General features: G+C 40.7%; 28 protein-coding genes and 1 riboswitch. Of the genes, 13 read left to right on the top strand and 15 right to left on the bottom strand.

The window, feature by feature from the left end:
- Positions 1-12 precede the first annotated feature (12 nt).
- On the bottom strand, positions 13-636 hold the full coding sequence (locus ACW0TQ_RS00645; protein WP_042532299.1) for a glycerol-3-phosphate acyltransferase: 624 nt from the start codon (positions 634-636) through the stop codon (positions 13-15).
- A gap of 166 nt (positions 637-802) precedes the next feature.
- Between ACW0TQ_RS00645 and ACW0TQ_RS00650 the strand changes: the two genes are divergently transcribed.
- Positions 803-1,360, top strand: coding sequence for a M15 family metallopeptidase (locus tag ACW0TQ_RS00650; protein WP_042532297.1), 558 nt, complete (start codon positions 803-805; stop codon positions 1,358-1,360).
- A gap of 93 nt (positions 1,361-1,453) precedes the next feature.
- On the opposite strand, the gene ACW0TQ_RS00655 is transcribed toward ACW0TQ_RS00650, so the two are convergent.
- The 3 genes from ACW0TQ_RS00655 to ytzI form a co-directional block, all read right to left on the bottom strand.
- Complete coding sequence (locus ACW0TQ_RS00655; RefSeq protein WP_193064425.1) at positions 1,454-1,762, bottom strand: hypothetical protein; 309 nt, start codon at positions 1,760-1,762, stop codon at positions 1,454-1,456.
- Between the two features lie 143 nt (positions 1,763-1,905).
- Positions 1,906-3,231, bottom strand: a complete 1,326-nt coding sequence (locus ACW0TQ_RS00660; RefSeq protein WP_052484985.1) for a right-handed parallel beta-helix repeat-containing protein — start codon at positions 3,229-3,231, stop codon at positions 1,906-1,908.
- Positions 3,232-3,250: 19 nt separating this feature from the next.
- Positions 3,251-3,439, bottom strand: coding sequence for a YtzI protein (ytzI, locus tag ACW0TQ_RS00665; protein ID WP_368901121.1), 189 nt, complete (start codon positions 3,437-3,439; stop codon positions 3,251-3,253).
- A 269-nt stretch (positions 3,440-3,708) separates the two neighbouring features.
- Here ytzI and ehuA point away from each other — a divergent pair, with 269 nt between their 5' ends.
- Complete coding sequence (ehuA, locus tag ACW0TQ_RS00670) at positions 3,709-4,479, top strand: ectoine/hydroxyectoine ABC transporter ATP-binding protein EhuA (RefSeq protein ID WP_368901122.1); 771 nt, start codon at positions 3,709-3,711, stop codon at positions 4,477-4,479.
- A gap of 292 nt (positions 4,480-4,771) precedes the next feature.
- Here the strand turns inward: ehuA and ACW0TQ_RS00675 are convergent, their stop codons facing one another.
- From ACW0TQ_RS00675 to ACW0TQ_RS00705, 7 genes are all read right to left on the bottom strand, one after another.
- Entirely contained in the window at positions 4,772-5,407 is a 636-nt protein-coding gene (locus ACW0TQ_RS00675) for a queuosine precursor transporter (RefSeq protein WP_042532289.1), read from the bottom strand.
- Positions 5,408-5,453: 46 nt separating this feature from the next.
- Positions 5,454-5,951, bottom strand: a complete 498-nt coding sequence (queF, locus tag ACW0TQ_RS00680; protein ID WP_193064429.1) for a preQ(1) synthase — start codon at positions 5,949-5,951, stop codon at positions 5,454-5,456.
- Positions 5,952-6,076: 125 nt separating this feature from the next.
- Positions 6,077-6,123: riboswitch (PreQ1 riboswitch) on the bottom strand.
- Between the two features lie 104 nt (positions 6,124-6,227).
- Positions 6,228-7,151, bottom strand: coding sequence for a UDP-N-acetylmuramate dehydrogenase (gene murB / locus ACW0TQ_RS00685; protein ID WP_042532285.1), 924 nt, complete (start codon positions 7,149-7,151; stop codon positions 6,228-6,230).
- A 171-nt stretch (positions 7,152-7,322) separates the two neighbouring features.
- Positions 7,323-8,129: an alpha/beta fold hydrolase gene (locus ACW0TQ_RS00690; RefSeq protein ID WP_042532283.1), complete on the bottom strand. Its 807-nt coding sequence runs from the start codon at positions 8,127-8,129 to the stop codon at positions 7,323-7,325.
- A 377-nt stretch (positions 8,130-8,506) separates the two neighbouring features.
- Positions 8,507-9,064 carry a hypothetical protein gene (locus ACW0TQ_RS00695; protein ID WP_212929102.1) on the bottom strand — a complete coding sequence of 186 codons (558 nt, stop codon included), beginning with the start codon at positions 9,062-9,064 and terminating at the stop codon, positions 8,507-8,509.
- Between the two features lie 279 nt (positions 9,065-9,343).
- On the bottom strand, positions 9,344-9,778 hold the full coding sequence (locus tag ACW0TQ_RS00700; RefSeq protein ID WP_193064432.1) for a universal stress protein: 435 nt from the start codon (positions 9,776-9,778) through the stop codon (positions 9,344-9,346).
- 233 nt (positions 9,779-10,011) lie between these two features.
- Positions 10,012-10,800, bottom strand: a complete 789-nt coding sequence (locus ACW0TQ_RS00705; RefSeq protein ID WP_193064433.1) for a histidinol-phosphatase HisJ family protein — start codon at positions 10,798-10,800, stop codon at positions 10,012-10,014.
- 112 nt (positions 10,801-10,912) lie between these two features.
- Here ACW0TQ_RS00705 and hisZ point away from each other — a divergent pair, with 112 nt between their 5' ends.
- The 11 genes from hisZ to ACW0TQ_RS00760 all read left to right on the top strand — a co-directional run bounded on the left by hisZ (position 10,913) and on the right by ACW0TQ_RS00760 (position 20,862).
- A complete protein-coding gene (gene hisZ / locus ACW0TQ_RS00710; RefSeq protein WP_052484983.1) occupies positions 10,913-12,124 on the top strand; it encodes an ATP phosphoribosyltransferase regulatory subunit in 1,212 nt (403 codons plus the stop codon).
- Positions 12,121-12,774, top strand: coding sequence for an ATP phosphoribosyltransferase (gene hisG, locus ACW0TQ_RS00715; protein WP_226895022.1), 654 nt, complete (start codon positions 12,121-12,123; stop codon positions 12,772-12,774). The genes hisZ and hisG overlap by 4 nt, the downstream gene beginning before the upstream one ends.
- Positions 12,755-14,059, top strand: a complete 1,305-nt coding sequence (gene hisD / locus ACW0TQ_RS00720) for a histidinol dehydrogenase (RefSeq protein ID WP_289584799.1) — start codon at positions 12,755-12,757, stop codon at positions 14,057-14,059. The genes hisG and hisD overlap by 20 nt, the downstream gene beginning before the upstream one ends.
- Positions 14,046-14,630 (top strand): imidazoleglycerol-phosphate dehydratase HisB, encoded by a 585-nt coding sequence (gene hisB, locus ACW0TQ_RS00725; RefSeq protein ID WP_042532273.1) that lies wholly within the window; start codon positions 14,046-14,048, stop codon positions 14,628-14,630. The genes hisD and hisB overlap by 14 nt, the downstream gene beginning before the upstream one ends.
- 20 nt (positions 14,631-14,650) lie before the next feature.
- Entirely contained in the window at positions 14,651-15,256 is a 606-nt protein-coding gene (gene hisH / locus ACW0TQ_RS00730) for an imidazole glycerol phosphate synthase subunit HisH (RefSeq protein ID WP_042532271.1), read from the top strand.
- Entirely contained in the window at positions 15,253-15,975 is a 723-nt protein-coding gene (gene hisA / locus ACW0TQ_RS00735) for a 1-(5-phosphoribosyl)-5-[(5-phosphoribosylamino)methylideneamino]imidazole-4-carboxamide isomerase (RefSeq protein WP_042532269.1), read from the top strand. The genes hisH and hisA overlap by 4 nt, the downstream gene beginning before the upstream one ends.
- Positions 15,965-16,726 carry an imidazole glycerol phosphate synthase subunit HisF gene (gene hisF / locus ACW0TQ_RS00740; protein ID WP_042532267.1) on the top strand — a complete coding sequence of 254 codons (762 nt, stop codon included), beginning with the start codon at positions 15,965-15,967 and terminating at the stop codon, positions 16,724-16,726. The genes hisA and hisF overlap by 11 nt, the downstream gene beginning before the upstream one ends.
- The gene (gene hisIE / locus ACW0TQ_RS00745; RefSeq protein ID WP_042532266.1) at positions 16,726-17,358 is read left to right on the top strand and encodes a bifunctional phosphoribosyl-AMP cyclohydrolase/phosphoribosyl-ATP diphosphatase HisIE; all 633 of its coding nucleotides are present in this window, start codon (positions 16,726-16,728) and stop codon (positions 17,356-17,358) included. The genes hisF and hisIE overlap by 1 nt, the downstream gene beginning before the upstream one ends.
- Complete coding sequence (gene hisC / locus ACW0TQ_RS00750) at positions 17,351-18,412, top strand: histidinol-phosphate transaminase (protein ID WP_042532264.1); 1,062 nt, start codon at positions 17,351-17,353, stop codon at positions 18,410-18,412. The genes hisIE and hisC overlap by 8 nt, the downstream gene beginning before the upstream one ends.
- 234 nt (positions 18,413-18,646) lie before the next feature.
- Positions 18,647-19,588 (top strand): agmatinase family protein, encoded by a 942-nt coding sequence (locus ACW0TQ_RS00755; protein WP_042532262.1) that lies wholly within the window; start codon positions 18,647-18,649, stop codon positions 19,586-19,588.
- A gap of 53 nt (positions 19,589-19,641) precedes the next feature.
- Positions 19,642-20,862, top strand: a complete 1,221-nt coding sequence (locus ACW0TQ_RS00760) for an Nramp family divalent metal transporter (RefSeq protein ID WP_042532261.1) — start codon at positions 19,642-19,644, stop codon at positions 20,860-20,862.
- A 182-nt stretch (positions 20,863-21,044) separates the two neighbouring features.
- On the opposite strand, the gene ACW0TQ_RS00765 is transcribed toward ACW0TQ_RS00760, so the two are convergent.
- The 4 genes from ACW0TQ_RS00765 to ACW0TQ_RS00780 all read right to left on the bottom strand — a co-directional run bounded on the left by ACW0TQ_RS00765 (position 21,045) and on the right by ACW0TQ_RS00780 (position 25,071).
- Positions 21,045-21,788 (bottom strand): SurA N-terminal domain-containing protein, encoded by a 744-nt coding sequence (locus ACW0TQ_RS00765; protein WP_042532259.1) that lies wholly within the window; start codon positions 21,786-21,788, stop codon positions 21,045-21,047.
- A gap of 211 nt (positions 21,789-21,999) precedes the next feature.
- Positions 22,000-23,493, bottom strand: a complete 1,494-nt coding sequence (locus ACW0TQ_RS00770; protein WP_042532257.1) for a tripartite tricarboxylate transporter permease — start codon at positions 23,491-23,493, stop codon at positions 22,000-22,002.
- Between the two features lie 18 nt (positions 23,494-23,511).
- A complete protein-coding gene (locus tag ACW0TQ_RS00775) occupies positions 23,512-23,970 on the bottom strand; it encodes a tripartite tricarboxylate transporter TctB family protein (RefSeq protein ID WP_368901126.1) in 459 nt (152 codons plus the stop codon).
- Between the two features lie 78 nt (positions 23,971-24,048).
- On the bottom strand, positions 24,049-25,071 hold the full coding sequence (locus ACW0TQ_RS00780) for a tripartite tricarboxylate transporter substrate-binding protein (protein ID WP_368901127.1): 1,023 nt from the start codon (positions 25,069-25,071) through the stop codon (positions 24,049-24,051).
- Between the last annotated feature and the right edge of the window lie 190 nt (positions 25,072-25,261).

The raw sequence follows: 25,261 nt of genomic DNA on the forward strand, positions 1-25,261 counted from the left end.
AAATCCTTCTCTTTAAGCACTCTTTTTAAACATACTGGATAGCCTGGTCTCTTCTTTTAATAGAATACGGCGATAATTTTCCATATGTTTGTATATACATAGCAATGTTAAAAAGATCACTACCAGCGCAGGTCCATTCCCAAAGAAATAATAGGTTGTAATTAAAAAGGAAAGATACATAAACAGCACACCAATAACAAGGTAGTCCGTTGCAAAGGTAAAGAATAATAAGATAGCAATTCCAATTAATGCAACCCGCCAATCAATGGCAATTAGTGCGCCTACTAACGATGCCGTACCCTTCCCGCCACTGAATTTCATCGTAATTGGATAATTATGACCAATGATAACACATAAAGCCGTCAAATAAATAGATAGCGAAATTCTCTCAGCCGACATTCCCGCTTCATTTAAAATAAAGAGAACAAGCAAAATGGCAAGTGTCGCTTTAAAAATATCGATAAGCGCAACAACAATCCCATATTTCCAGCCTAGCAGAATCGTTGTATTCGATGCTCCGGCATTCTTTACGCCTTCCCCCTTAATATCCCGCTTTTTTATCTTGCCAACGATTTGCGATCCATGAATACAGCCAAAAATATAGCCAATCAAACAGCTGATGAGGTAATAATACATTGTTTTCCCTCCATTTCTGTCAAGTTTATCTCATTATATGTCTAGATCAGCGAAGAAATCAATTTGCAAAACTGCCAGATTTCGCTAACTGTTCAATCCTTCACCAAAAGCCCGTACATGTTATGATAGAACTAGAGATTCTTTTTAAAGGAGCCCAAAATATCGAATGAAAGCTTTAAAGCATTTTACGCTTTCTTGGATTGCCATTATTCTTTTTATAGGTTTGCTGTTCTGGCTTTACGAGCAGACAACCCCTTCTTATGAAAGAGTGGATGGAGAAGAAACAGTATCAGAACTTCATCCCGATGTCCAAGAAGCGGTGGATACGTTAATTGATCGTGCGGATGATATAGATATAGAGGTCGTTATTACAGATGGTCTGCGTACAGAGGAAGAGCAGGAAACACTGTACGCCAGAGGCAGAGAAAATGAAGAAGATATTGTTACCCATGCCAGAGCCGGGGAAAGCTATCATAATTATGGGCTGGCTGTCGATTATGCGATTCGTAATCATGATGGAGAGGTTATTTGGGATATCCATTATGATGGGAATAACAATGGAGAGTCTGATTGGTTTGAAGTTGCAGACATTGCAAAGGAATTAGGTTTTGAATGGGGCGGAGATTTTAATAGCTTTACAGATTACCCGCATCTGCAAATGACATTTGGTTTGAGCATTTCTGAGTTGCAGCAGGGATACCGTCCTCCTGTTGGAGAAGAATAAGATGGTCTGATTTATTATATTCGAATATATTTCACAAAAAGAAATGCAGGCAGAAAAAAAGTTTCTGCCTGCATTTCTTTTTATCATCCTATTTTAAAACAGACGAAGTTCCTTGATTTCGCTCTTGGTTTTATCAGTTCCTAAATCATATAATTTGCGGTAGAGGGCAATCAAATCTCCCTCGTAATTATCTCGTTTGGCATCGACAGGCTGTTCATCAAATGGTTTTCCTACGAATTTAACGGCATCCTTTGCATTTTTTTCTTTTCTGGCAAATAAAACTTCCACTTCTTTTACCTCTTCCGGTGTCGCATATATTTCATACTCAATTCCGTTTTCAGGTAGCGAAACCTCTCGGATTTCCTCCGTATCCACTGTTACATAGTATTTCTTTCGTGCCATCTTTGGAAACCTCCTTTATAAAAATATTACCTATTTTGGGAGGTCTAAAACTTCTCTATTAGATTAGGAAAAAATATGGCTTGGATTACCGTCTGTTCTTCACAGCAGGAGATGCCCCTTTAAAACAGACAATACAGCCCGTTTTATTCCGCAATATATTGCGAGGCTTCCTCCCCGGAAGCCTCTGTAAATGCAGAAAAAGAACGATATTCTTCACCCTTCCAAATCCAGATGCCTTCTTCTTCTGATTCTCTATAATAAATATTTTCAATCAAACGATTATCTTTGTTTTCCTGAAAGAAATTCGCAATAAAAATACGCGATGGACCGGCAGTGAATTCATTTTCCTTTATTTCATTATCATGCACATTATACTGCACCAGAAGCTGGCCGCCGTCTAAGTCTTTCGTATCGTTTTGATACAGGATATTCTTCGTAATCAGCGTATCACGAGTGCCGCCTCTCTCTTCATCATAGCCGCCAATAGCAATTCCGGTATAATGATTATTTGAAATCAGATTATCTATAATTTGTATACCTTCCGCATATTTCCCGGCATGTTCCGAAGTAGCTTCAATACCTATATCATTCTCATATAATTCATTTTTCTTAATCAGAATATCTTTTCCGCCATCTACATAAATAGCCGCCGCACTATACTCGCCATCGTACGCCGGATTTGTAGAAGAGGAAATATGGTGGACTGTATTATTTTGGACCGTCCCATTACGGACATAATCCGCAGCGGGATTATTGGCAACACCTTCATATCCTATCAGATCGATTCCAATATTATCACTGAACTGAACTATATTCCCATCTACCGTAAACCCGTCAATATCACCATTTAACACAATCGATTCACTGGTACCTAACTTTAAATCCTCAACGATATTATCTATGATATTTATATCTTTCATTGAATCCGTACCATATACCGCAATCCCGTGTCCGTTCCCTTCCTCATGCCACGTTTTTATTCCTTTGACAAAGTTGTCTCTCACTGTAATATGGCTGCTGGAACCGCTGATGAAAAGCCCCATTACCGTTTCATCCATTGCATCTGTCGTTACATTTTGGATAGTCAATCCTTCTATATTTATGTAATTTTTATCCTCCAGAACAACAAGTGCACGGTTTCCATCCACAGTATTCAAACTCTCGCCGTCCATAATAACTTCTTCCCCTTCAAACGCTTGAAAGGAGATTGGCTTGTGCCTCGTGCCGCTGTGCTGGACGATCAGCGGCTCCTTATACGTCCCTTCCCGAATATATACAGTAGCGCCCGCCTCCGCTTCCGAGCTGGCTTTAGCAATTGTCTGAAAGGGAGACTCCAATGTACCTTCATTTTGATCGTTTCCATCCATTGCTACATAAATTACTTGGTTTGTAGAATACAGCGAACAGACAGTAAATAAAACACCGGCAGCTGCACATGCTGCAATCATAAATAATCCCATACTCTTCATGGCTTTCTCCTAGATAACCTTATTTCTTTTCTTCTTTCTGATTCTTCTCATTGCCGTTACCGTCACTATTCTTCTTCTCCTCTTCACCAGGAAGCGGATCTATTTTATGCTTATAGCCATACCCTTTTGATAATGTAACCAAGGATAAAATAATAACCATTGCAACCACAATGACCGAAACAGCAATTACTGCGATATAGGACCCCATAATATACCTCCATCATCTTTTCTTATATTCTATCCTATTAAACTATGCATGCCTTTTCAATTAATTTCTATTTTGCTGTAAGTTACTGCGCCTCCAATATAAGAAACCACTTACTCCCCTTTGCTTGTACCATATTGGGACTTAGTATAAACTCTAGTATGTATGTTATTAAAGTTTATCACGGAGAATCACTCGAAAATCTCTTTATGATAGAAGTTTCTTTTTTAGTAAGTTGAAATAAAAAATGCGTGCAAAGGAGCAATACAATAATGCCAGAACCTATCGTTACCTATCAAAATGTTCATAAATCCTTTGGGAATGTGGAGATATTGAAGGGGATTGATTTAGATATATATCCAGGTGAAAAAGTCGCTGTCATTGGTCCAAGCGGATCAGGGAAAACAACAATTATCCGGATGCTGATGACATTAGAGCAGCCAACATCTGGAGACATTATCGTAGACGGCCGCAATTTGTGGAAAATGGAGAAGAATGGAAAATGGGTGTATGCGAATGAAAGTCATCTGCGCTCTATTCGCGGTGAGATTGGAATGGTATTTCAGCATTTCAACCTGTTTCCGCATATGACGATTTTAGAAAATTGTATGACAGCGCCTATGCATGTGAAAAACGAAGTAAAAAACGAAGTAAAAAAGCGCTCGATAGAAATGCTGGAGCGTGTAGGACTCGGGAGTAAACTGGATAATTATCCAAGTCAGCTTTCAGGCGGACAAAAACAGCGGGTAGCCATGGCCCGTGCCCTTGTGATGCGTCCTAAAATCATGTTATTTGATGAGGTTACCTCTGCACTTGACCCGGAGCTTGTCGGAGAGGTGCTAAATGTTATTCGTGATATTGCAGAAAATGATGATATGGCGATGGTTCTTGTCACGCATGAAATGAACTTCGCCCTGGATATAGCGGATAAGGTACTCTTTTTAGATGAAGGGGTTATCGCAGAGCAAGGTACAGCAAGTGAGGTCATCGAGCATTCAGAGAACCCTCGTGTTCAATCCTTTTTGCAGCGTTTTAGAGGGTGAGCGAAAAATATTTAATCCTCCCCAGCCATGTTTAGCTTCGGCTGAGGTTTTTATAGATATTTTATGTTTCTGGTTAAACGGGTTCAAATGGGTTACCTATCAATATTTTAATTTTGAAGTTTCACTTATAATTTAAAGGAAAAATATTCCGTAAAGGCAATAATATAAGAGGAAAAGGCTCTTAGGGGAGCAAAGGATTTCGTATATTACGAATGTATTAAAAAAACCAGCCGGATTGACTGGTTTTTTCCTGTTATGCAAAATAAGAATTTATGAAACTTCCTCTCCTTCATCAGGAAGCTTTCAATAACTCCGACTGATGTTTTTCTTCATATTTTCGCGCCCAGCGGACAAGCAGATACGCAAATGGTGTATCAACCGCTGCAACGGTAAACTTCCAAATATATTGCGAGACAATCATTCCCAGTAAAACAGATGTCGGGACAACGCCCCAAAAAGCAATCGTAATAAATAGGACGGTATCAAAGAGCTGGCTCGTCATCGTTGATAAATTATTACGCAGCCACAGCTTTTTCCTTCCATGCCGCTGTTTTAACGTATGAAAAATGGAAACATCCAGGTGCTGGCTGACAAAATAAGAAACCAGGCTTGCTAAAATTATCCGGAAGCTCCCATTAAAAATCTCTTCAAAGGCAGCCTGTGATTGGAAATCGGCAGCCGGCGGAAGCTGAATGGAAATATAAATAAATACCATGGCAAGCACCTGTGTGAGAAAACCAGCCTGGACCGTTCTCCGAGCTGCCTTTTTTCCATAAACTTCCCCAATGACATCCGTCATCAAATAAGTAATCACATATACAATCGCTGCAGCGGGCAATACAATACTTCCCATTTCAAATAATTTAACCGACAAAATATTCGATAATAATAATAGGCCGACAAAAACGGCAGTGAAATAAATATACATTCTCCTGTTCCCTTCTCTTCAAAGGTGCAAGGATCTTAGTTTCCCTCTATCGATTATCAATCTTTTCCGGATACATATCATGCTGCATTAACCGGTTTTCTGCCATCTTTTCAAATTTTGTCCCCGCTTTTCCATAATTGCAATACGGGTCGATGGAAATACCTCCGCGGGGCGTAAACTTTCCTCTTACTTCAATATAACGCGGATCCATCAGCTCAATTAAATCGTTCATAATAATATTGACACAGTCCTCATGGAAGTCACCATGATTCCGGAAACTGAATAAATATAATTTTAAAGACTTACTCTCTACCATTTTGATATCTGGAATATAGCTGATATAAATCGTCCCAAAATCCGGCTGATTCGTTATCGGACAAAGCGTTGTAAATTCCGGACAGTTTAATTTCACAAAATAATCACGATTTGGATGCTGATTATCAAATGTTTCTAAAATCTCAGGTGTATAATCAAACGCATATTTCGTTTCTTTATTTCCCAGCAATTCAATTCCTTGAAGATCCTTCTCACTTCTTCCTGCCATACTCATCACCTCCTTTAGATATATTACGATAACAGAAATCAGTTATTTTCTATTACCTTGCAGTTCAAAACTTCCTCACATAGAAAAAGCCGTGCTCCCAAGGAACACGGCTTGATAATCGCAAGTTGTCCTTAGTTTTTTATAGAGGGTTTAAGCTAAGAACCTCTGCCTGAAGTTTAAAATAACACTTCATATTATAAGAATAGATAAAAGGCATGTCAAATTTTCTTTTTATCCCAGCCATCCTCTATCACAGCCAGAACCTGTGCCATGAGGCTATCCTTCCACATCCTCGCCAATAATCCGCACTTCCCGCTCTAACTGCACATCAAATTTCTCTTTTACCGTCGCTTGAACAAATTGAATTAAGGAAATATATTCGGAAGCCGTTGCATTTTGTTTATTTACAATAAAACCGGCATGCTTTGTGGAGACTTCTGCTCCGCCAATTTGCTTCCCTTGAAGATTACAGTCTTGGATCAGCTTGCCGGCAAAAAAACCGGGTGGGCGTTTGAACACACTGCCGCAAGACGGGTACTCGAGCGGCTGTTTGGATTCTCTTTTATATGTAAGATCATCCATCATTTCTTTAATTTCTTCTTTGTTCCCGGGCTTTAACGCGAATGTTGCTTCCAACACAATATAACCGTTGTCCGGGATGTTACTTGTGCGATAGCTGAGATCTAATTGCTCTGCTGTTAATGTCAGCAGTTCGCCGTCCTTTGTCGCAACTACCGTACTTTCCAGCGCATCTTTAATTTCTCCGCCATATGCACCTGCATTCATATATAGCGCTCCGCCGACGGAACCTGGAATACCGCAGGCAAACTCTAAACCGGCAAGCTCTTCATTTAAAGCAAAACGGGAAGCATCAATAATTCTTGCTCCGCTCTGAGAGATAACTTTACCTCCTTCTCTCCAAATAGCCGACAGCTGCTGCAGGTTCATAACGATTCCGCGGATGCCGCCATCCTTCACAATCAGATTAGAACCATTTCCAAGCATTGTAAATGGGACATTTTCCTGATTAGCAAAGCGAATAATCGCCTGTACTTCCTCGTAAGTGGACGGAGTAATGTAAAAATCCGCTTTCCCGCCTAATTTCGTATACGTATGTTCTCTAATCGGCTCATTCATCAATACATTCTCTTTTTTCGTATGTTGAATTAATTGATCATAAAGATGATGGTATTTATTCATGCTATCATTCCTTTAATTTGTCAAAAGCTTTTCTCTATTTGACCTTTATATTCTCATTCTTTTCCTACTTTGTTAAAAACAGGCATTCATCTTACTCCAGTTGAGCATTTCCGCATAACTGAAGTAAGATTATTTGATAAATCAATCCTATACCATTGTAGTTGATTCACTTTAATCTTGCCACAAAAAGCTATGAATCAATTTATCAATTTGCATACTTTCGTGCAGGGCACTGTGTGTCAGCTGCGGGTCATCAATAATCGTCTCTTTGAAATTTTGTTCGGGTATCATACTCCTCAGTGCCTTCACACTTTCCGGAACAGCAACGGAATCACCTGTACTGGCAATGCTGTAAACATCCACATCCGCAGGAAACATATTCTGCTGCAGCATATTTATCGCATGCGAATCGGGTTTCAAATCTTCTGCAGCTGCATCTTGATGAATTTCAAAATATCTTTCATTATAAATACCATCAAATGGACTGCCGATGGCTACAAGTTTATTAACAGATGGATAGTCATTCCTTGCATATTCCATCGTATATTTCACAGCAAGAATACCGCCCATAGAATGTCCGACCAGGTTAACTTCCTCCACTCGATAATTTTCCTTTAGATGAAGAAGCACTGCCGCAATCCATTCTGTACTTTCCTCAAAGCTTGCACGATTATCCTCTAAAACAATCTGTACAAACATGGGCGCATATCTCCCGTTATTTAAGTTATAATCGACAATATCTCCGTTCTCTGTCACATAGTAGATAAATCCTTTATTTCCCCATTGGTACGTATTTTCAAAACGGTCAAGCATATGACCAAATGAATTCTCCGTTCCTTTATAACCATGTATAAAAATCGTCGGTGCACCGGTATACTCCTCTGCTTGCGTTTCATCGTTCTGGTAAAAATAAATACCTGTTGCAATGGCGCAGATAACCAGGAGACCCAGGACAATACCTGCAATCTTCTTTCTCATTTATTTCCCTCAATTTCTGTTGTAAATCTAAGTACATCTCATGCTCTGAAGTACATAGCTATTATAACATCCTTCCTTTGCTGGAACACCATTTCTTCTACTTTATGTGTTTATTTTTTTACTTCATTGGCATATTTTTTATCAGGAATTAAAATACAAATTTTAAGAAAATAATGATTGAAAAATAAGTACCTGCAGGAAGCCCTCTGTTCATTCCTCCGCCATGGGTATCTATAAAAAGAAAGCAAATAGAATCTGCTTTTTAAACAGCATTCTATTTGCTTTCAATCATTATTGGGCAATCCGTTCATAATAATATCCCGGCCGATAATCCATTTCTGCTTATAAGTCTTTATTGCCCTCTATTCATAATATGATTAATGATGATGGTCGTCATCTTCATGCTCATGATCGTGGTCATGATCGCCTTCCTCACCATCTTCATGCTCATGATCCTCGCCTTCATGGTCGTCAATCGTAATTTCTGTAACCGGAGACTTGGCAACTGGATTATGATCATCATCGTAAAGAACCGCAAGAACTTCCTGTCCATCTACTTCTGCATCACCCATATAAGAATCCCCGTATTGATCTTCTGCCACCGTCCATTCCTCTTCAGCAGAATCACGTATGTACCAGTGCCAATGATCCAAATCTTCCTCTTCTGTTACTGCCTCTAATTTAAAAACATCGCCTGTATGGTAATGGTCGGATAACCCTTCAATTTCGATATTTTCCGGCACATCCTCGAAGGAAACCGCTTCGTCATCATGATCATGGTTATGCTCTTCTTCTTCATGATTTCCTTCTGTCTCTTCCTGGCTGTCTGTCCCTTCATCTTGATTATCTGCTTCTTCATTTCCGGACTGACAGCCAGCTATAAACAGGAAACTAATTAAGCCTAATATAATTCCTAATTGCCAAAACTTCTTCATAAAAAACACTCCTTCCATAATACGTAATGATTACGTTTCGTAACGATTACGATTAAAATTATACATAGATGCCGTTTAGTGGTCAAGTGATTTTTTTAAGATACTATTCTTCATAGACATGAAAATATGCTGCCATACTACGCTGATCGAATGATATGATTGCTGCTGCCACTAATCGTTTGGGCAAAAATGGCCTGAAACCTGATTCAACCCTTATAAATAAAAGTCTCAAGCTCCCACGAACAAATATCCTGGGAGCTTGAGACTTTTATTTATCCTTTATTTCACAACAAGCACTTTACACGCTGCCTGATGAACGATTTGCGTACTGACACTGCCAAGAAGAAGCCTTCCTACTCCGCCAAGCCCCCGGCTTCCTATAACGATTAAATCTATTTCCTTCTCTTTGGCATATTCAATTACTTTATAACCCGGATTACGGAAAGAATAATCTATCAAAACCTCTGTTTCACATGTTATCCCATCCGCTTCCAGATCATTATATACTTCTTGGATGGCAGGGCGCGCTTCCTCTGCCAAATCATTCATAAAAGTGCGGGCAAGAGCGGCATTCACCGTTGGCCCTCCATTGGAGATTACGGTAACAACATGTACAACGGCATCTTCAGCAAGTTTCACCTGCTCTTTGGCTTCTTCTATTGCTTTTTTACTAAGGTCGGAGCCGTCATAAGCTACTAATACATTCATACTCATCCCTATTCCTCCCTATTTCGTATTATATTCCTACTATTATCGTAACACATTTCTGTTAAAACGGTTACATGTTCAATAGAAGTGTTGAAAAAGCGTCATTAATTTACGCAGTGTAACTGACTGTAAGAATCCCGACTCCTAAACCAAGAAATACGGTGTTTCATTGCGGAAGTTCTAACAGTCAGTAACGACCAATTAGTTCTACTTGCAGCCACCCCCGCTGAATTGCCTTTTTATTTTATGGAGTGATATTGGACCTCGTCTTCATTCATACTGCATATATAAGAAAAACCGCAATCTGTTAATATCTCTTTAGCCTCTTCAAAATGAGCAGCAATCTCTTCCGGACGGTGCGCATCAGAACCTAATGTGATAATTTCTCCGCCAAGCTTACGGTATAAGCGCAATAAATTTTTACTTGGCAGCGGTGCATTCATGCCATATTTATAGCCGGATGTGTTTAATTCGATTCCCTTGCCTTCTGAAATAACCAGTTTTAATATTTCTTCCATAATATCCTGCGGCACATGTTCCCAGCCCCCAGAGGCATATCTGCTGACTAAATCAAGATGGCCTAAAATATGATAGTTTTTAAAATTTTTCAGGCATTCATAGTACTCTTCAAAATAAATACGATATGCTTCATCTACGGTTCTATCTTCAAAAAATTCACCGGAATGCAAATCCTGTTTATTCGCGGAGTGCATGGAACAAATGATAAATTCCGGATCCAGCCGTTCAATAAAATCGGAAGTTTCCTTAAGCACATGCGGCTGCACACCTACCTCAATTCCCTTGCGGATTTTAATCCTGTCCTGATACTTCTCCCGCAGCCCTTCTAATTTTTTTTGATAAGCTTCTGTATCAAAGCTAAAATCCCACTCCTTATCCGGGTAGTCCACATCTAAATGCTCGGTGAACGCAATTTCCTCCATCCCTTTGTTTATTGCTTCCTGAACCATCTCCTCCATCTCTGCCTCACAATCTGCCGAAAAGCTTGAATGCATATGAAAATCGTACATAAAAGTTATGCTCCTTTCATTGACTTTTTTTCTGAACATTACTATAATACTAAATAACTTTAATTAGATAAAGCATTAAATTGATAAAGTGTTGAATGCGAAGGAGAATTTTATGAGAAATAAACAACTGCTTCATACCATGTTCTACCCGAAACAATTTTCAAAAAAACGTCATGTTATCCATACATTAACCGGCCGCTTTTCTAAATTTGGATATCAGCAGGTGGAGACACCCGTTTTTGAAAATTATGATTTATATAACGATGTTCAAGGGACCGTCAATACAGCCGATATGCTGAAGCTGATCGACCCATCTGGAAAAGTGCTCGTACTGCGGCCGGATGCAACCATCCCGATTGCCAGACATTATACCAATTTGCAGGAGGAAGTAGCAACCGGACGCCTCTCCTATGTGCTGGATATTTTCCGTTCCACGACAGAAGAACGCTCCCGCACACAAGCAGGTGTAGAGCTATTTGGAGAACGTACGCCGGAAGCTGATGCAGAGCTGATTGCATTAGCTGTAACCAGCTTAAAAGAATTAGAGATTCCTTCTTTTAAAATAGAAATTGGTCATGCTGCTTTTTATAAAGAATTATTACGCGAGGCTGACCTGGACGCCATGCAGCAGAAAGAACTGGATCAATATATTCAGTCGAAAAACATCTCGGAGATTGTTCCCTTTTTAAAAGACTTGGGACTGGAGGCTGCCTTAATTGAAAAGCTTCGTAAAATTCCAATGTTATACGGAGATGCAAGCTTTGTTATCGATGAAGCGGAGAATATTATCTCATCAGACAAGATGCGTGAAGAACTGGACTATGTATCAAGAGTGTACCAGCTTCTCCAGGATTATCAGGTGGATTCCTATATTTCGATCAACCTTGGCCTGATCAACCATATGAATTATTATTCCGGCATTATCTTTCAGGGCTTTGCGGAGGGGCTTGGCCAGCCCATTATGATGGGAGGACGCTATGATTATTTAACCCGCTCCTTTCATCAGGAAACGCCGGCAATCGGCTTTGCTTTTGAGGTTGATTTGCTTGTTGACCTGCTCCCTGGCATCTTTACAGAAGCTGAGATAATCCAGCTTCGTTATGAAGCTTCTGAACGCCAGCATGCTTTTCAACTCGCCGAATTGTTCCGGGAAGCAAATCAGACAGTCATTGTAAAGGCGTTCGATAAAAAGGAAAATCGCTCTGATTCACCGGAGATACTCGTAAAATCCGAAGAGATAGTATATAGTAAACAAAAAGAAGCAGCAGTGTTTAAGACAAATCAGGAATTACTAGATTGGTATTTTAGAAAGGACGTTAAATGATGCAGCCAGTAACTATCGCTTTAGCCAAAGGCCGCCCTGCAAAGCAATCGATTGATTTACTAGAAGCAGCAGGAATCCATTTTGAAGGGTTTCATGAAAAAACCCGTAAGCTCGTTTTTTTTAATAAAGATAAGACATTACGGTTAATCTTTTTAAAAGGGATGGATGTTCCGATTTATGTTGAAAAAGGCGCTGCGGATATCGGGATTGTCGGCAGAGATAATATTATTGAAACAGAAGCAGATGTTTATGAAATTCTTGATTTAGGGATTGGAAAATGTAAATTCTCTGTCGCCGGAAAAAAAGGAGTCTCTCTTCCTGATAATCAGTCGTTAACGATTGGCACCAAATATCCGAATATTGCCAAGAAATTTTTTGACAAACGTAATCAGACAATTGAGACCGTACATCTCAATGGATCCGTTGAGCTGGCGCCATTAATTGGACTTGCGGATTACATCGTTGATATTGTCGAGACAGGAAACACCCTGCATGAAAATGGATTAGAGGTATTAGCAGATATCGAAACCATCAGTACAAAATTTATTGTGAATAAAGCAAGCTTCGTAACACGTTCAAAAGAAATTCAAGATGTACTAAAAAAATTGGAACAGGTTGTGAGTGAGAAAAATGCAAATTCTCCGTTATGAAACATATAAACAAAATGCAGTAAATACTGAAAAAGCAACACAGCTGATGCAGCGAAATTTAGATGAGCAGGTTTTGGAAATTATCCGTGCTGTACAGGAGCACGGTGATGAAGCAGCACTTGCATATACTAAAAAATTTGATAAAGCTGATTTATCCTCCTTGCTCGTTTCTGATGAGGAATGGAATATTGCCTTTGATAAAGTAAAATCTGAACAGCCAGCTCTCTTTCAAGCATTAACAGAAGCTGCGGAAAACATTCGCCAGTACCAGCGACGAACCAAAGAAGAAGGTTTTCAGTTCAGCCCGCAGCCCGGCATTCGTCTTGGTCAAAAAATAACCCCACTGGAGCGTGTCGGAGTCTACGTTCCCGGAGGAAAAGCAAGCTATCCTTCCACGGTATTAATGGATGTGATTCCAGCTGTCGTTGCCGGTGTCGAGCAGGTTGTGATTACAACCCCTCCCCGCCCCGACGGAACGATTGATCCTGTTGTACTGACAGCAGCAAAAATCGCCGGTGCGGATCAGGTATTCAAAATTGGCGGCGCTCAGGCTGTTGCTGCTCTGGCCTATGGAACAGAGAGTCTCCCTAAAGCTGACAAAATCGTTGGACCCGGGAATGCATTTGTCGCCCGTGCGAAAAAATGGGTGTTTGGCGATGTTGCCATTGATATGATTGCAGGTCCAAGTGAGATTTGTGCCTTTGCTGATAATACCGTCCCTCCTTCCTACGTTGCCGCTGATTTATTATCCCAGGCGGAACATGCAGAGGATGCTGCCTCAATTTGTGTGACAACAGATGCTGCTTATGCAGAGAAAGTACAAAAAGAGGTTGAGCGGCAAATTCCTTTACTGGAGCGGGCAGCTATTATCCGTGAATCGATTCAGACAAACGGAAAAATTATTATCTGCGAGGATGAAGCACAAGCAATCGAATTAATTAACACGATTGCTCCGGAGCATCTGCAATTAATGGGAAATAATGCGGAAGAACAAGTGGAGAAAATTAAGCATGCTGGAGCTATTTTTATCGGTCCGTATTCCAGCGAACCTTTAGGTGACTATTTTGCTGGCCCTAACCATACGCTGCCGACAAATGGGACCGCTCGCTTTTCCTCCCCGCTCGGTGTGTATGACTTCATGAAAAAATCGAGCACCATTCATTATTCAAAGGAACGGCTGCTGGATTATGCTGATACCATTATCACAATTGCTGAAGCGGAAGGCCTGACCGGGCATGCCAATGCAATTCGAATTCGAAAGGAGAACAACGATGCGTCAAGCTGAAAAAGAACGGCAAACCAAAGAAACGAATATATCCCTTGCTCTTAACGTAGATGGAGAAGGAAAATCAGAATTAAAAACAGGGGTCGGCTTTTTAGATCATATGCTGACTCTCTTTACCAAACACGGCGGATTAGATTTGCAGGTCGCATGTGACGGAGATTTAGAGGTAGACCAGCATCATACGGTAGAAGACATCGGCATTGTGCTTGGTCAGGCATTTAATGAAGCATTAGGAACAAAGGAAAGCATTAAACGCTATGCAACAGCAACAACACCAATGGATGAATCTCTTTCCTCCATTTCCATCGATATCAGCGGCCGCTCCTTTTTAGTTTATCGTGTAGACGGGTTAAAGGACAAAGTCGGGAATTTCGATACCGAATTAGTGGAAGAGTTTCTGATTGGCTTCACCAGCCATGCCAAGGTGACCCTTCATGTGGAAGTTTTATACGGAACCAATACACATCATATGATTGAATCCATCTTCAAAGGATTGGGCAGAGCAATTCGTGAAGCGGTATCCATTGACCCGACCATAAAGGGTGTTCCTTCTACGAAAGGAAGCCTATAAGATTAAAAGGAGGCTGGGATATGATTGCCATTATTGACTACGGTGCAGGAAATATTAAAAGCCTGCAATTTGCATTAGATAAATTAGGGAAAAACTCTAAATTGACCATGGATCCGGAAGAAATCCATCAGGCGGATTCCATTATTCTTCCAGGCGTCGGCGCCTTCAAGGATGCGATGGAAGCATTACAGCGCTACAAATTAGATACGATTTTGAAAAAAGAAGCGGCAAGCGGCAAGCCAATTTTAGGCATCTGTCTTGGGATGCAGCTTTTCTATGAATTCAGCGAAGAAAATGGTGGATGTACAGGACTTGGTCTTCTATCCGGTTCGGTAAAACGTATTTCAGACAGGGTCAAAGTGCCGCATATGGGCTGGAATATCCTGCAATCCAATCAGCCTCAGCGCTTATTACATCAGCTCGGAGAAAATCCATATGTTTATTTCGTCCATTCCTATGCAATTGATGAACTGGAAGAAAAAACATTGGTCGCCAGTGCCGATTATGGCGGACGCGTACCAGCAATCGTGCAGGATAAAAATATAACAGGAATGCAATTTCACCCGGAAAAAAGCGGGGATATCGGTATTGCATTATTGAAAAATTATGAGGAGATGATTTCATGATCATTTTTCCAGCAATTGATGTGAAAGATGGCAACTGTGTCCGCTTAAAGCAGGGCGATTATAATCAGCAGACAACCTATAATGACTCCCCGGTGGACACAGCCAAAAGATGGCAGGAAGCAGGCGGCACCTTCCTCCACATGGTCGATTTAGACGGAGCTAAAACAGGAGACCCCCAAAATAAAGAAATTATCCTTAAAACCATTCAGGCATTATCCATTCCTGTTGAAGTCGGCGGCGGTATCCGCTCCCTGGACACGATTAGAGAGTACGTGGAAGGCGGTGCTGCCCGGGTTATCCTCGGCACCTCTGCAATCACTGATTGGGACATGCTCACTAAAGCAATTCAATTATATGGAGATAAAATCGCAGTTTCTCTCGATGCTCGGAATGGTTATATTGCAACAGATGGCTGGACAAAAAATAGCGATAAAAAAGCTGCTGACCTTGCGAAGGAATTAGAAGCAGCCGGCTTAACAACGATTGTATATACGGATATTTTAAAGGATGGCATGCTGCGCGGACCGAATCTGGAGGAGCTGAAAGCGATGCAGGAAGCAACCAATATGAATATCATTGCTTCCGGCGGGGTTTCCCGAAAAGAGGATGTTGCCAGCCTTCAGGCACTTGACCTTTACGGGGCAATTATTGGAAAAGCGCTATATGATGGTACTATTCAACTGGAAGACGTTGTAGAGGAGGACAATCATGCTCGCTAAACGCATTATCCCCTGTCTGGATGTAGATAAAGGCCGGGTCGTTAAAGGTAAGAAATTTCAGGACATCAAGGACGTTGCTAATCCGGTGGAATTGGCTGCCCGCTATAACCGTGAAGGAGCAGATGAACTTGTTTTTTACGATATTACTGCCTCCAACGAAGAGCGAAACATTTTTCTGGATGTCGTTGAACAAGTTGCACGCGAAATTGCTATCCCTTTTATGGTCGGCGGCGGTATCCGTACCACCCAGGATATTCACAGTGTGCTTCATGCCGGCGCGGATAAAGTTTCGGTAAACAGTGCAGCTGTGCAGCGTCCAGAATTAATTAAGGAGTCCTCTGATAAGTTTGGCAGTCAATGTATCGTGCTCTCGATTGATGCAAAAAGAACAGCAGATGGTGCGTTCCATGTATTTATTAACGGCGGAAGAAAAGATACCGGGATAGATGCAGTGGAATGGGCGAAACGCGGAGAAGTACTCGGGGCAGGCGAGCTGGTTGTCAATGCCATGGATGCAGACGGTGAAAAAAATGGCTATCAAATCGAATTAACCAAGAAAATTGCAGATGCCGTCAATATCCCTGTGATTGCCAGCGGCGGCGCAGGTAAAATAGAGCATTTCTCAGAAGTTTTTGCAGAAGGTATCGATGCTGCACTTGCTGCATCTGTCTTTCATTACGAGGAGATTCCTATTCCGGAATTAAAAGAATATTTATCCTCACAAGGAATACCAATGAGGAGGAAAGCATAATGGAGATTTCAATCAAATACGATGAAAATGGACTCGTTCCGGCTATTGTTCAGGATTACGCAACGGGAAAAGTATTGACTTTAGCTTATATGAACGAGGTTGCTTTAGTAAAAACATTAGAAACCGGGGAAACCTGGTTCTATTCCCGCAGCCGTAAGGAGCTCTGGAATAAAGGGGAAACTTCCGGAAATAAGCAGATAGTCAAAAACATTTCAGTGGATTGTGATCAGGACGCTTTAGTTGTCCAGGTACAGCCGCTTGGCCCTGCCTGCCATAAAGGCACAACGACCTGCTTTGAAACAACCTTATCTGAAACAGAAAAACCGTTATTCTCTATCGTTAATGAGCTGACCGACAAAATCAAAGACCGTAAAGAAAACCCGCAGGAAGGCGCTTATACAACGTACCTGTTTAATAAAGGATTAGATAAGATTCTTAAAAAAATCGGTGAAGAGTCGACGGAGGTCGTTATCGGCGCAAAAAATAATGATAAAGAGGAATTAACCAATGAGCTAGCTGATTTATTGTATCACTCCCTTGTTTTAATGGAGGAGCAAGGCGTAAGTTCCAAAGATATTAAAAAAATATTGAACGAACGCCATATTGAAAAAGAGGGACAGCACCGTGAGTAGATTTTGGAATCCTTTAATCGAACAGCTGGAACCTTATATTCCCGGGGAACAATTAGATGATTCATCCATTATTAAATTAAATACGAATGAAAACCCTTTTCCCCCCTCTCCAAACGTTATTGCAGCGATTGAGGAGGAGGCAAGGACGAAATTGCAGCTTTACCCTTCCCCTGCTGTCGATAATCTCAGAGAGGAAATTGGAGGCTGCTATGGATTAAAAAAAGAACAGGTTTTTATCGGCAATGGTTCCGATGAAGTGCTTGCGCTTAGTTTTATGACTTTTTTTGAACCTGGGAAGGCCATTAAATACCCAGATATCACCTACAGCTTCTACCCTGTATATGCAAAGCTTTATCAGCTGGATGTAGAGGAAGTGGCGTTGGAGGATGATTTCACCATCTCTCCCCCATCACTCTTTAACGCAGAAGGCGGCGTTATTTTTCCCAATCCGAACGCACCGACCAGCTTATACATGGAGCTGGAAGCGATAGAAGAAATCTTAAAAAATAATCCTGATCAGATTGTGATTGTGGATGAAGCATACGTTGACTTTGCTAAAGCATCAGCTGCTTCCCTGATAGACAGCTATCCGAATTTACTTGTTATACAAACCCTGTCTAAATCCCGTTCGCTTGCCGGCCTCCGTGTAGGTATGGCGATGGGTCATAAAGATCTGATTGACGGATTAACGCGGGTAAAAGATTCGTTTAATTCCTATACGATTGACCGGTTAGCCATTGCCGGCGCTATGGAAGCATTCCGGGATACTGCTTATTTTGAAAAAACGAGAAACGAAATTATTAAAACGAGAGAGTACTTTCGGCAGGAATTAGAGAAAAGAGACTTCCATGTCCTTCCTTCTCAAGCCAATTTTGTGCTTGCTTCACCGGCAGGGATAGAGGCTGAGAAACTGTTTATGGAGCTGAAGCAGGCCGGCTTCCTAATCCGCTATTTTAATAAACCAAAGCTGGAAAACTATTTACGGATTTCCATTGGGACAAAGGAACAGATGACGAAGCTATTACACGCTATAGATTACATTATTGAAAAATAAGGTATTTATTTTAACCAAGCAGAATAGGTTCATGGAAAGCCGTTAGAGGAAATCCTCTAATGGCTTTTTATATAGCGAAAATTAAGGTTTATATATTTTTCAGAAGTGTATATATAAAATAAGGAATATTTTTAAATCTGTCCTTATTCCGGTGGCTTGATAAACAATCTATTTTCTATGATTGTTTAAGAATTAACAGATAAAACGAATTCTATTCAAAAAAGGAGAATGATAATGAGCACAAATATTTATGGCAATACACCGCCGCTGTTAGGAGCGAGAAATCTGACAAACCAAAAGAATCCTGATACCGATGTACTAATCTATGGCGTACCTTGGGAAGGCGCCTGTACATGGGGAGATTATACGGGCTGTGAGCTTGGTCCAAAGCAAATTCGTTTATCCTCTGCCAGATACAGTACATATCTGCCGGAATTAGACCATATCAATGTAGAAGACCATCTAAGTTTAGGCGATGTCGGCGATGTCAGCATCGTTCCTCATGATGTACCGGAAACCATGAATCGAATTGAGGACTTTGCAGAAAATCTGTGGAAAAGCGGGAAGTTTCTAGTCGGACTTGGCGGAGACCACGGTATTACTTATCCGATTGTAAAAGGCCTGACCAACACAGGCAAAAAAGTAGGTATTATTCACCTTGATTCCCATTATGATAATATGCCGCATCATGAAGGAGATAAGTTCGCCAGAAGCACCCCTTTTATGCGCTTATATGAAACGGAAGGTGTACGTAACGAAAGCTTGATTCATACAGGAATCAAAGGCCCGCGTAATAAACCGGAAACAGGCAAGCATGCAAATGAAGCCGGCGCTGTAACGATAACCATCAATGACATCCGCGAGCAAAGTGATTTAAAGAAATATGCAAATGAAATCTATAAGATGGCTTCCAAGGACGTTGATGTTGTTTATTTGACGATTTGCAGTGATGTGCTTGATTTTGCTTTCAATCCGGGCGGACCAGTGGACGGAAATGGATTGACTTCCTATGAGCTTCTGACAATGATTTATGAATTTGCTAAACGCGGCCTTTGCGGGATGGATTTTGTAGAGGTCTATCCGCAGCAGGATTTCAATCAAAATTCAGCACATTTTGTATCGACAGCCGTGCTGTATGTATTGGCCGGTCATGTTCATGGCGGGCAAGCCAAGTAAGCAGGAAAAGGGAGCTTCCCCTTCCTGCTTATCATACAAAGGAGGCGTTTTACTTGGCGCAATCAAAATTAGTTGAGAAGCTCAAAATCATTGGACCGGGTGCTATCATTACAGCATCTTTTATCGGCCCCGGTACAGTAACGACTGCGACAAGAGCAGGGGCAGGATTTGGTTTTGCTTTATTATGGGCAGTTATTTTCTCCATTATAGCGACGATTTTCCTGCAGGAAATGGTAGCCAGAATTGGAATTGTAACAAAACAGGGCTTAGGAGAAAACATTCGCGAATTATTCCAGAATCAAATTCTAAAATTCGCATCCGTATGGATTGTCCTTATTGCGGTTTGTGTAGGCTGTGCCGCATACATAAGCGGAGATTTATTAGGAACCTCTCTAGGTGTTTCTTACTTAACCGGCATCTCTGAAAATTATGTTGCGCCAATTATCGGAATTATTATTTTAATGCTCAATTTACTTGGCGGTTATAAATTTATTGAAAAAGTCATGATTTTTTTAATCGTTATTATGAGTATCACCTTTATTACCACGATGTTTGTCGCCGGACCTGACGTTCTCCACGTTCTTGACGGAGCATTTATTCCATCGATTCCAGACGGATCTATTCTGATGATTATTGCTTTAATTGGTACTACCGTTGTTCCCTATAACTTCTTTATTCATGCTTCTACAGTGAGTGAGAAATGGAACAATGTAAAGGATTTAAAAGCAGTAAGAACAGATACCATCCTTTCCATTACAGTGGGCGGTATTATTACCGCAGCAATATTAATTACAGCTGGTGCATTAATCCAAGGTACAGAGGTGACAAGCGTGGTACAGCTTGCTTCCCCATTAGAGCCCCTGATGGGAGATTTAGCTCCAATATTTGTTAGTATCGGTCTCTTTGCAGCCGGTTTTTCATCTGCTATTGCTTCTCCTATGGGCGCTGCGGTGACTGTAAGCAGCTTTATGAGATGGGAAGGCGGATTTGCTAATAAGAAATATAAAACGGTCTTTAGTGTCGTCATTATTTTAGGAATTATCACTTCTGCAATTGGTTTTGAACCTCTAGAAGTATTGCTTGTCGCACAAGCATTAAATGGAATCATCCTGCCGCTTATTGCAGTTTTCATCATGGTAGTTGTGAACAGGAAAAATGCAATGGGGAAATACGTAAATCCATTATGGTTAAATATCATTGGCGGTCTGGTTACTGCGGTTGTTTTCTTTCTCGGTACGTACAGTTTAGTAGATGCTATCAGCAGCTTTTTATAAGAAAAAAAGGAAGTGCTCTCCCTTTGGAGAATCACTTCCTTTTTTATTCATGAGATTTTTTTCTTCTGTAAAGGTTCATCCTGTCTGGTATCAGGCAATCATTCGCCGACCCTGACGATCCTTCCCAGAAAAAATTCTCTCTGCTGCTTTCTAAAAATAAATTGCTTCATCTTTAGAAAGTTTTAAATTTGTTCCTCTATCTCAGCAGATTCTTTTAATTCATCTACTTTATTGGTATAAGCTTCCTGCTGTTTGTTCTGGATAACCATTTGTTCCACATCATCTCTAATTTCATCCAGGTCTTGCATTTCCTGGTCACCCATTTGTGCAGATAACTGATCATACATTTCCTGCACTTCTTCATCTGTTACTTCTGTATCTACTTCTTCTTCCATATATTGCTGTGTTGCTAAATCAAATCTGAGCTGCTGTGCAAATTGTTCTTCTGTTAAATTTAACTGCTCCAGTGATTGTTGAAAGCCTTCTTCTCCGCCGCTTTCTTTCGCCGCATCTACTTCTTCTTGCACTTCTTCATCACTTACCTCGATACCGGCATCTTCTGCTTCTTGCATAATAAGCTCTTGTTCTACAAGATAATCAATCGTTTGATCCTGTACTGCTTCTAAATCTGAAACATCCTGACCGTATTGAGCAGACATTGATTTTACTAGAGAATAAGCTGCGTTATACGCTGCTCCATTCACTTCTTCTCCATTTACAACAACAACTGGTTCCTCTTTATCTAAAAATTCATCATCAGAGAATTCTACCGGATCCGGCTCTTGCGGTGCGGCTTGCTCTTCTCCCTGTTCTTGCTGCTCTTGTCCTTGTTCAGCGCCTTCTTGCTCGCCTTCGTTATCATCATTTCCGCATGCTGCTAGAAGCATGGTGATTATCATCAATATTGTTAGTGACAGTTTCTTCATTGAAACATCCCTCGCTTTTTTGATTTGTCATGTTCCATTCAATCATACATGCTTTCCCTGTTTCAAGTTTTCAAGCATTAATTTTTGTTACAGTTCTATAACAGTATGAGTCTGTCTGACTTTTTTTATTCTTTAAAATAAGCAAGAGCAGGATTTTACGCTGCTCTTGCTTAGGTTGACCCGGAAATATAATATGAAGCAGAACCGGTTTTTAATTATTTTTCTTTCCTTTTCTAACTTTTGAAATCAATGGAATGAATAAAGATAATGCCGCTACTGCTAAAATACTGAGAGCAATCGGGTCTTGAAAGAAAATAGACAAACTTCCATTCGATATCGTCATCGATTGACGGAAGGATTGCTCCAGCATTCCTCCCAGGATAAATGCCAATATAAATGGCGGCGCAGGAAATGAAAATAACCGCATTAAAAATCCGATGACGCCAAATAGCAGCAGCATGTATAAATCGAACGTATTGAAGCTGATTGCATAAACGCCAATCATACTAAACATAACAACCAATGAAATCAGCAGCGGTCGGGGCACCATTAATATCTTTGCTATGTAAGGAATTAACGGTAAATTCAGTATAAGCAAAAAGATATTGCCAATATACATACTGACGATGACCCCCCAAAATATATCAGGCTGATCGGTCATCAATAGTGGTCCAGGCTGTACGCCCAGTACTAAGAAAGCGCCTAATAATACAGCTGTTGTTCCAGATCCAGGAATCCCCAAGCTTAACAGCGGTACAAATGCGCCGCTGGTTGCAGCATTATTGGATGTTTCCGGAGCGGCTAATCCTTTGACAGAACCCTTTCCAAATTCTTCTGGATTTTTAGAGATTCTTTTTTCCGTAATATAGGAAATAAATGATGCAATCGTTGCTCCTGCACCAGGAAGCACTCCCAGGATAAACCCGATAATAGAATGCCTGGACATGGGTCCGGTCATATCCTTCCAATCCTGTTTGCTTAATTTCAAACTGCCGATTTTATGTGCATTTTGAATCGATTTATCTTTTCTATTTAATATCAACGTACACACTTCTGCCAAAGCAAATAACCCAAGCGCAATTACTAAGAAGTCAAGACCGTCTAATAAATTTGTATTTCCAAATGTAAACCGCTGCGTTCCAGATTGAGCATCTATTCCTACCGTGACGACCATAAAACCAGCTACAGCAGAAATTAATGCTTTTATTGTCGAGCCTTCAGATAAGCTCGAAATCGCAGTCAATCCCAACAGCATCAAAGCGAAATAAGCTGCCGGAGAGAAGGAAATAGCCACGCTTGCAAGCATCGGAGCCAGCAGCATAAGCAGCACAACACTCACCGTTCCGCCGACAAACGATGCTATCGCCGCTATCGCTAAAGCTTTCCCTGCTTCTCCGCGCTGCGCCATTGGATATCCGTCAAAGGAAGTAGCTACCGTTCCGGATACACCTGGAGCATTTAATAAAATAGATGATGTAGACCCTCCAAAAATGGCCCCGTAATAAACACCTGCCATCATAATCAATGCAACCGTCGGGTCCATTCCAAATGTAATTGGTATCATCACAGCTATTGCACTAATTGGACCTAAACCAGGCAGCATCCCGATAAACGTTCCAATAAATACCCCTATCATAACGAAAAAAATACTTTGCAAACTAAATGCTGTTTGTAACCCTGTTAACATTCCTTCCATAGCTCCCATAAAATTTCCCCTCCCTCTTTATAAAGGTAAGATTCCTGATGGTAAAGATATCTGTAATAGCGAAGTAAAAACAAAATAAATAAAAGACGAAAATGCAATAGAGACAATACCATTAACGATATGGCTTCTATACCCTAAAAACAGCGAACAGAAAAAAATAAAAAGTGCTGATACCAAAATAAACCCGAGTATTTCTAAAAGGAAAATATATATAAATATGAGTGCGCCAACGCCGAGAAGCATCCCGATTTCTTTTTTAGGTATATTTCTTTTTTGTCGCTGCGCTTCTGTCTCATTATCCTTTGAAAAAAATAATAATATTGCTAAAAAGACTAACAGCCACCCCAAGGCTTTTGGAATAACATCCGCATCTACCTCCGTATAAGCGTAGGACGGCAGCTGATACGAGAAAATCAAATAGACAATAGCAATAACGAGCAACACCAGACTTACCCGGCTGTTTATTGACTTTAACAATGCAATCACCTCAAATCCAATTAATTGGCGGCAAAGCCAATGAAACAGATGGATACCGAATCATTGGCTTTGCGCATCTTATTCGTTATTTAAACCTAAATCATCTAACAATACTTGCACCTGTTCTTTTTGTTCATCCAAGAATGCCTTGTATTCCTCATGCCCCATGTATTCTTCATCCCAGCCAAACTGGTCGCGAATCTCTGCGAATGCTTCTGAATCACTCAACTCCTTAAATTTATCCTCATAATAAGCAATCGAAGCTTCATCCATTCCTGGAGGTCCAAAGAAGCCTCTCCAGTTAACAAACGTTTCATCAATTCCTTGTTCTATTGCCGTTGGGAAATCCTCGATAACCTCTCCTTCTAATCTTTCAGGAGCAGTAATACCCAGTACTTTAATATTGTCTGCCTTTACTTGCTCTACCGTCTCAGCCATCCCTGTAGAATATACATCGACACTGCCATTCAGCAATTGCGTAAGTGATTCTCCATCTTGCGCAGAAACATATCTGATTTTTGTTATATCTACCCCTGCAGCTTTTGCAATCTGTACAAATTGGATATGATCCATACTTCCCGGAGCTGATTCACCAACAACGGTTACACTTTCCGGATCCTCTTTCATATCCTCGAACAGATCATTTAAATCATCCCATTCCGCATCTTCCCGAACTGCAAATGCGCCATAATCAGCAATTAGATTCGATAGCGGTATAAAGTCTTCATGACCGTATTCCGATTGCCCATTCAATGGAATCAATATAATCGGCGGGGAGGCAACAAATAACTTATGCGGATCTCCTTCATAATTAGCGATATAGGACCATCCTACAGCTCCGCCGCCGCCAGTTTTATTCACAACACCGATATTCTCTTCAATCATTCCTTCTTCACCCAATACTTTAGCAACCATTCTCGCAGTCGTATCCCAGCCGCCCCCTGCTCCGGCCGGTGCCACAATTTCTATGCTTTCTTCCGGCTCCCAGCTTCCGCCTTCTCCTGAATCACCTGATTCGCCAGCATCTGCATCATCACTGTTTCCACAAGCAGCTAGTACGATAATAAAAAAGAATAAGGCAATAAGTAACAACTTTTTCATTCTTCTTTCTCCCCTTTTATGAATTTATTTTCTGTCTTAAAAACACTATAGAGGATGCATCACATTTATGTAAACGTTTTCAAAATTAATCACAATGATTTCTTTCTGTTTATTTTGTTCATTTCGTTCACGCTATCCATTTGTTTTAAAAAGAAAAAAATTGCAGAGGAAGCTGCCCTGCAATTTTTTT

The sequence above is a fragment of the Oceanobacillus sp. M60 genome (genome assembly GCF_053839645.1).

Bases quoted from the DNA above. Each gene is read 5' to 3' on its own strand.
- ACW0TQ_RS00645 (WP_042532299.1), bottom strand. From the start codon at position 636: ATGTATTATTACCTCATCAGCTGTTTGATTGGCTATATTTTTGGCTGT.
- ACW0TQ_RS00650 (WP_042532297.1), top strand. From the start codon at position 803: ATGAAAGCTTTAAAGCATTTTACGCTTTCTTGGATTGCCATTATTCTT.
- ACW0TQ_RS00655 (WP_193064425.1), bottom strand. From the start codon at position 1,762: ATGGCACGAAAGAAATACTATGTAACAGTGGATACGGAGGAAATCCGA.
- ACW0TQ_RS00660 (WP_052484985.1), bottom strand. From the start codon at position 3,231: ATGAAGAGTATGGGATTATTTATGATTGCAGCATGTGCAGCTGCCGGT.
- ytzI (WP_368901121.1), bottom strand. From the start codon at position 3,439: ATGGGGTCCTATATCGCAGTAATTGCTGTTTCGGTCATTGTGGTTGCA.
- ehuA (WP_368901122.1), top strand. From the start codon at position 3,709: ATGCCAGAACCTATCGTTACCTATCAAAATGTTCATAAATCCTTTGGG.
- ACW0TQ_RS00675 (WP_042532289.1), bottom strand. From the start codon at position 5,407: ATGTATATTTATTTCACTGCCGTTTTTGTCGGCCTATTATTATTATCG.
- queF (WP_193064429.1), bottom strand. From the start codon at position 5,951: ATGGCAGGAAGAAGTGAGAAGGATCTTCAAGGAATTGAATTGCTGGGA.
- murB (WP_042532285.1), bottom strand. From the start codon at position 7,151: ATGAATAAATACCATCATCTTTATGATCAATTAATTCAACATACGAAA.
- ACW0TQ_RS00690 (WP_042532283.1), bottom strand. From the start codon at position 8,129: ATGAGAAAGAAGATTGCAGGTATTGTCCTGGGTCTCCTGGTTATCTGC.
- ACW0TQ_RS00695 (WP_212929102.1), bottom strand. From the start codon at position 9,064: ATGAAGAAGTTTTGGCAATTAGGAATTATATTAGGCTTAATTAGTTTC.
- ACW0TQ_RS00700 (WP_193064432.1), bottom strand. From the start codon at position 9,778: ATGAGTATGAATGTATTAGTAGCTTATGACGGCTCCGACCTTAGTAAA.
- ACW0TQ_RS00705 (WP_193064433.1), bottom strand. From the start codon at position 10,800: ATGTACGATTTTCATATGCATTCAAGCTTTTCGGCAGATTGTGAGGCA.
- hisZ (WP_052484983.1), top strand. From the start codon at position 10,913: ATGAGAAATAAACAACTGCTTCATACCATGTTCTACCCGAAACAATTT.
- hisG (WP_226895022.1), top strand. From the start codon at position 12,121: ATGATGCAGCCAGTAACTATCGCTTTAGCCAAAGGCCGCCCTGCAAAG.
- hisD (WP_289584799.1), top strand. From the start codon at position 12,755: ATGCAAATTCTCCGTTATGAAACATATAAACAAAATGCAGTAAATACT.
- hisB (WP_042532273.1), top strand. From the start codon at position 14,046: ATGCGTCAAGCTGAAAAAGAACGGCAAACCAAAGAAACGAATATATCC.
- hisH (WP_042532271.1), top strand. From the start codon at position 14,651: ATGATTGCCATTATTGACTACGGTGCAGGAAATATTAAAAGCCTGCAA.
- hisA (WP_042532269.1), top strand. From the start codon at position 15,253: ATGATCATTTTTCCAGCAATTGATGTGAAAGATGGCAACTGTGTCCGC.
- hisF (WP_042532267.1), top strand. From the start codon at position 15,965: ATGCTCGCTAAACGCATTATCCCCTGTCTGGATGTAGATAAAGGCCGG.
- hisIE (WP_042532266.1), top strand. From the start codon at position 16,726: ATGGAGATTTCAATCAAATACGATGAAAATGGACTCGTTCCGGCTATT.
- ACW0TQ_RS00755 (WP_042532262.1), top strand. From the start codon at position 18,647: ATGAGCACAAATATTTATGGCAATACACCGCCGCTGTTAGGAGCGAGA.
- ACW0TQ_RS00765 (WP_042532259.1), bottom strand. From the start codon at position 21,788: ATGAAGAAACTGTCACTAACAATATTGATGATAATCACCATGCTTCTA.
- ACW0TQ_RS00770 (WP_042532257.1), bottom strand. From the start codon at position 23,493: ATGGGAGCTATGGAAGGAATGTTAACAGGGTTACAAACAGCATTTAGT.
- ACW0TQ_RS00780 (WP_368901127.1), bottom strand. From the start codon at position 25,071: ATGAAAAAGTTGTTACTTATTGCCTTATTCTTTTTTATTATCGTACTA.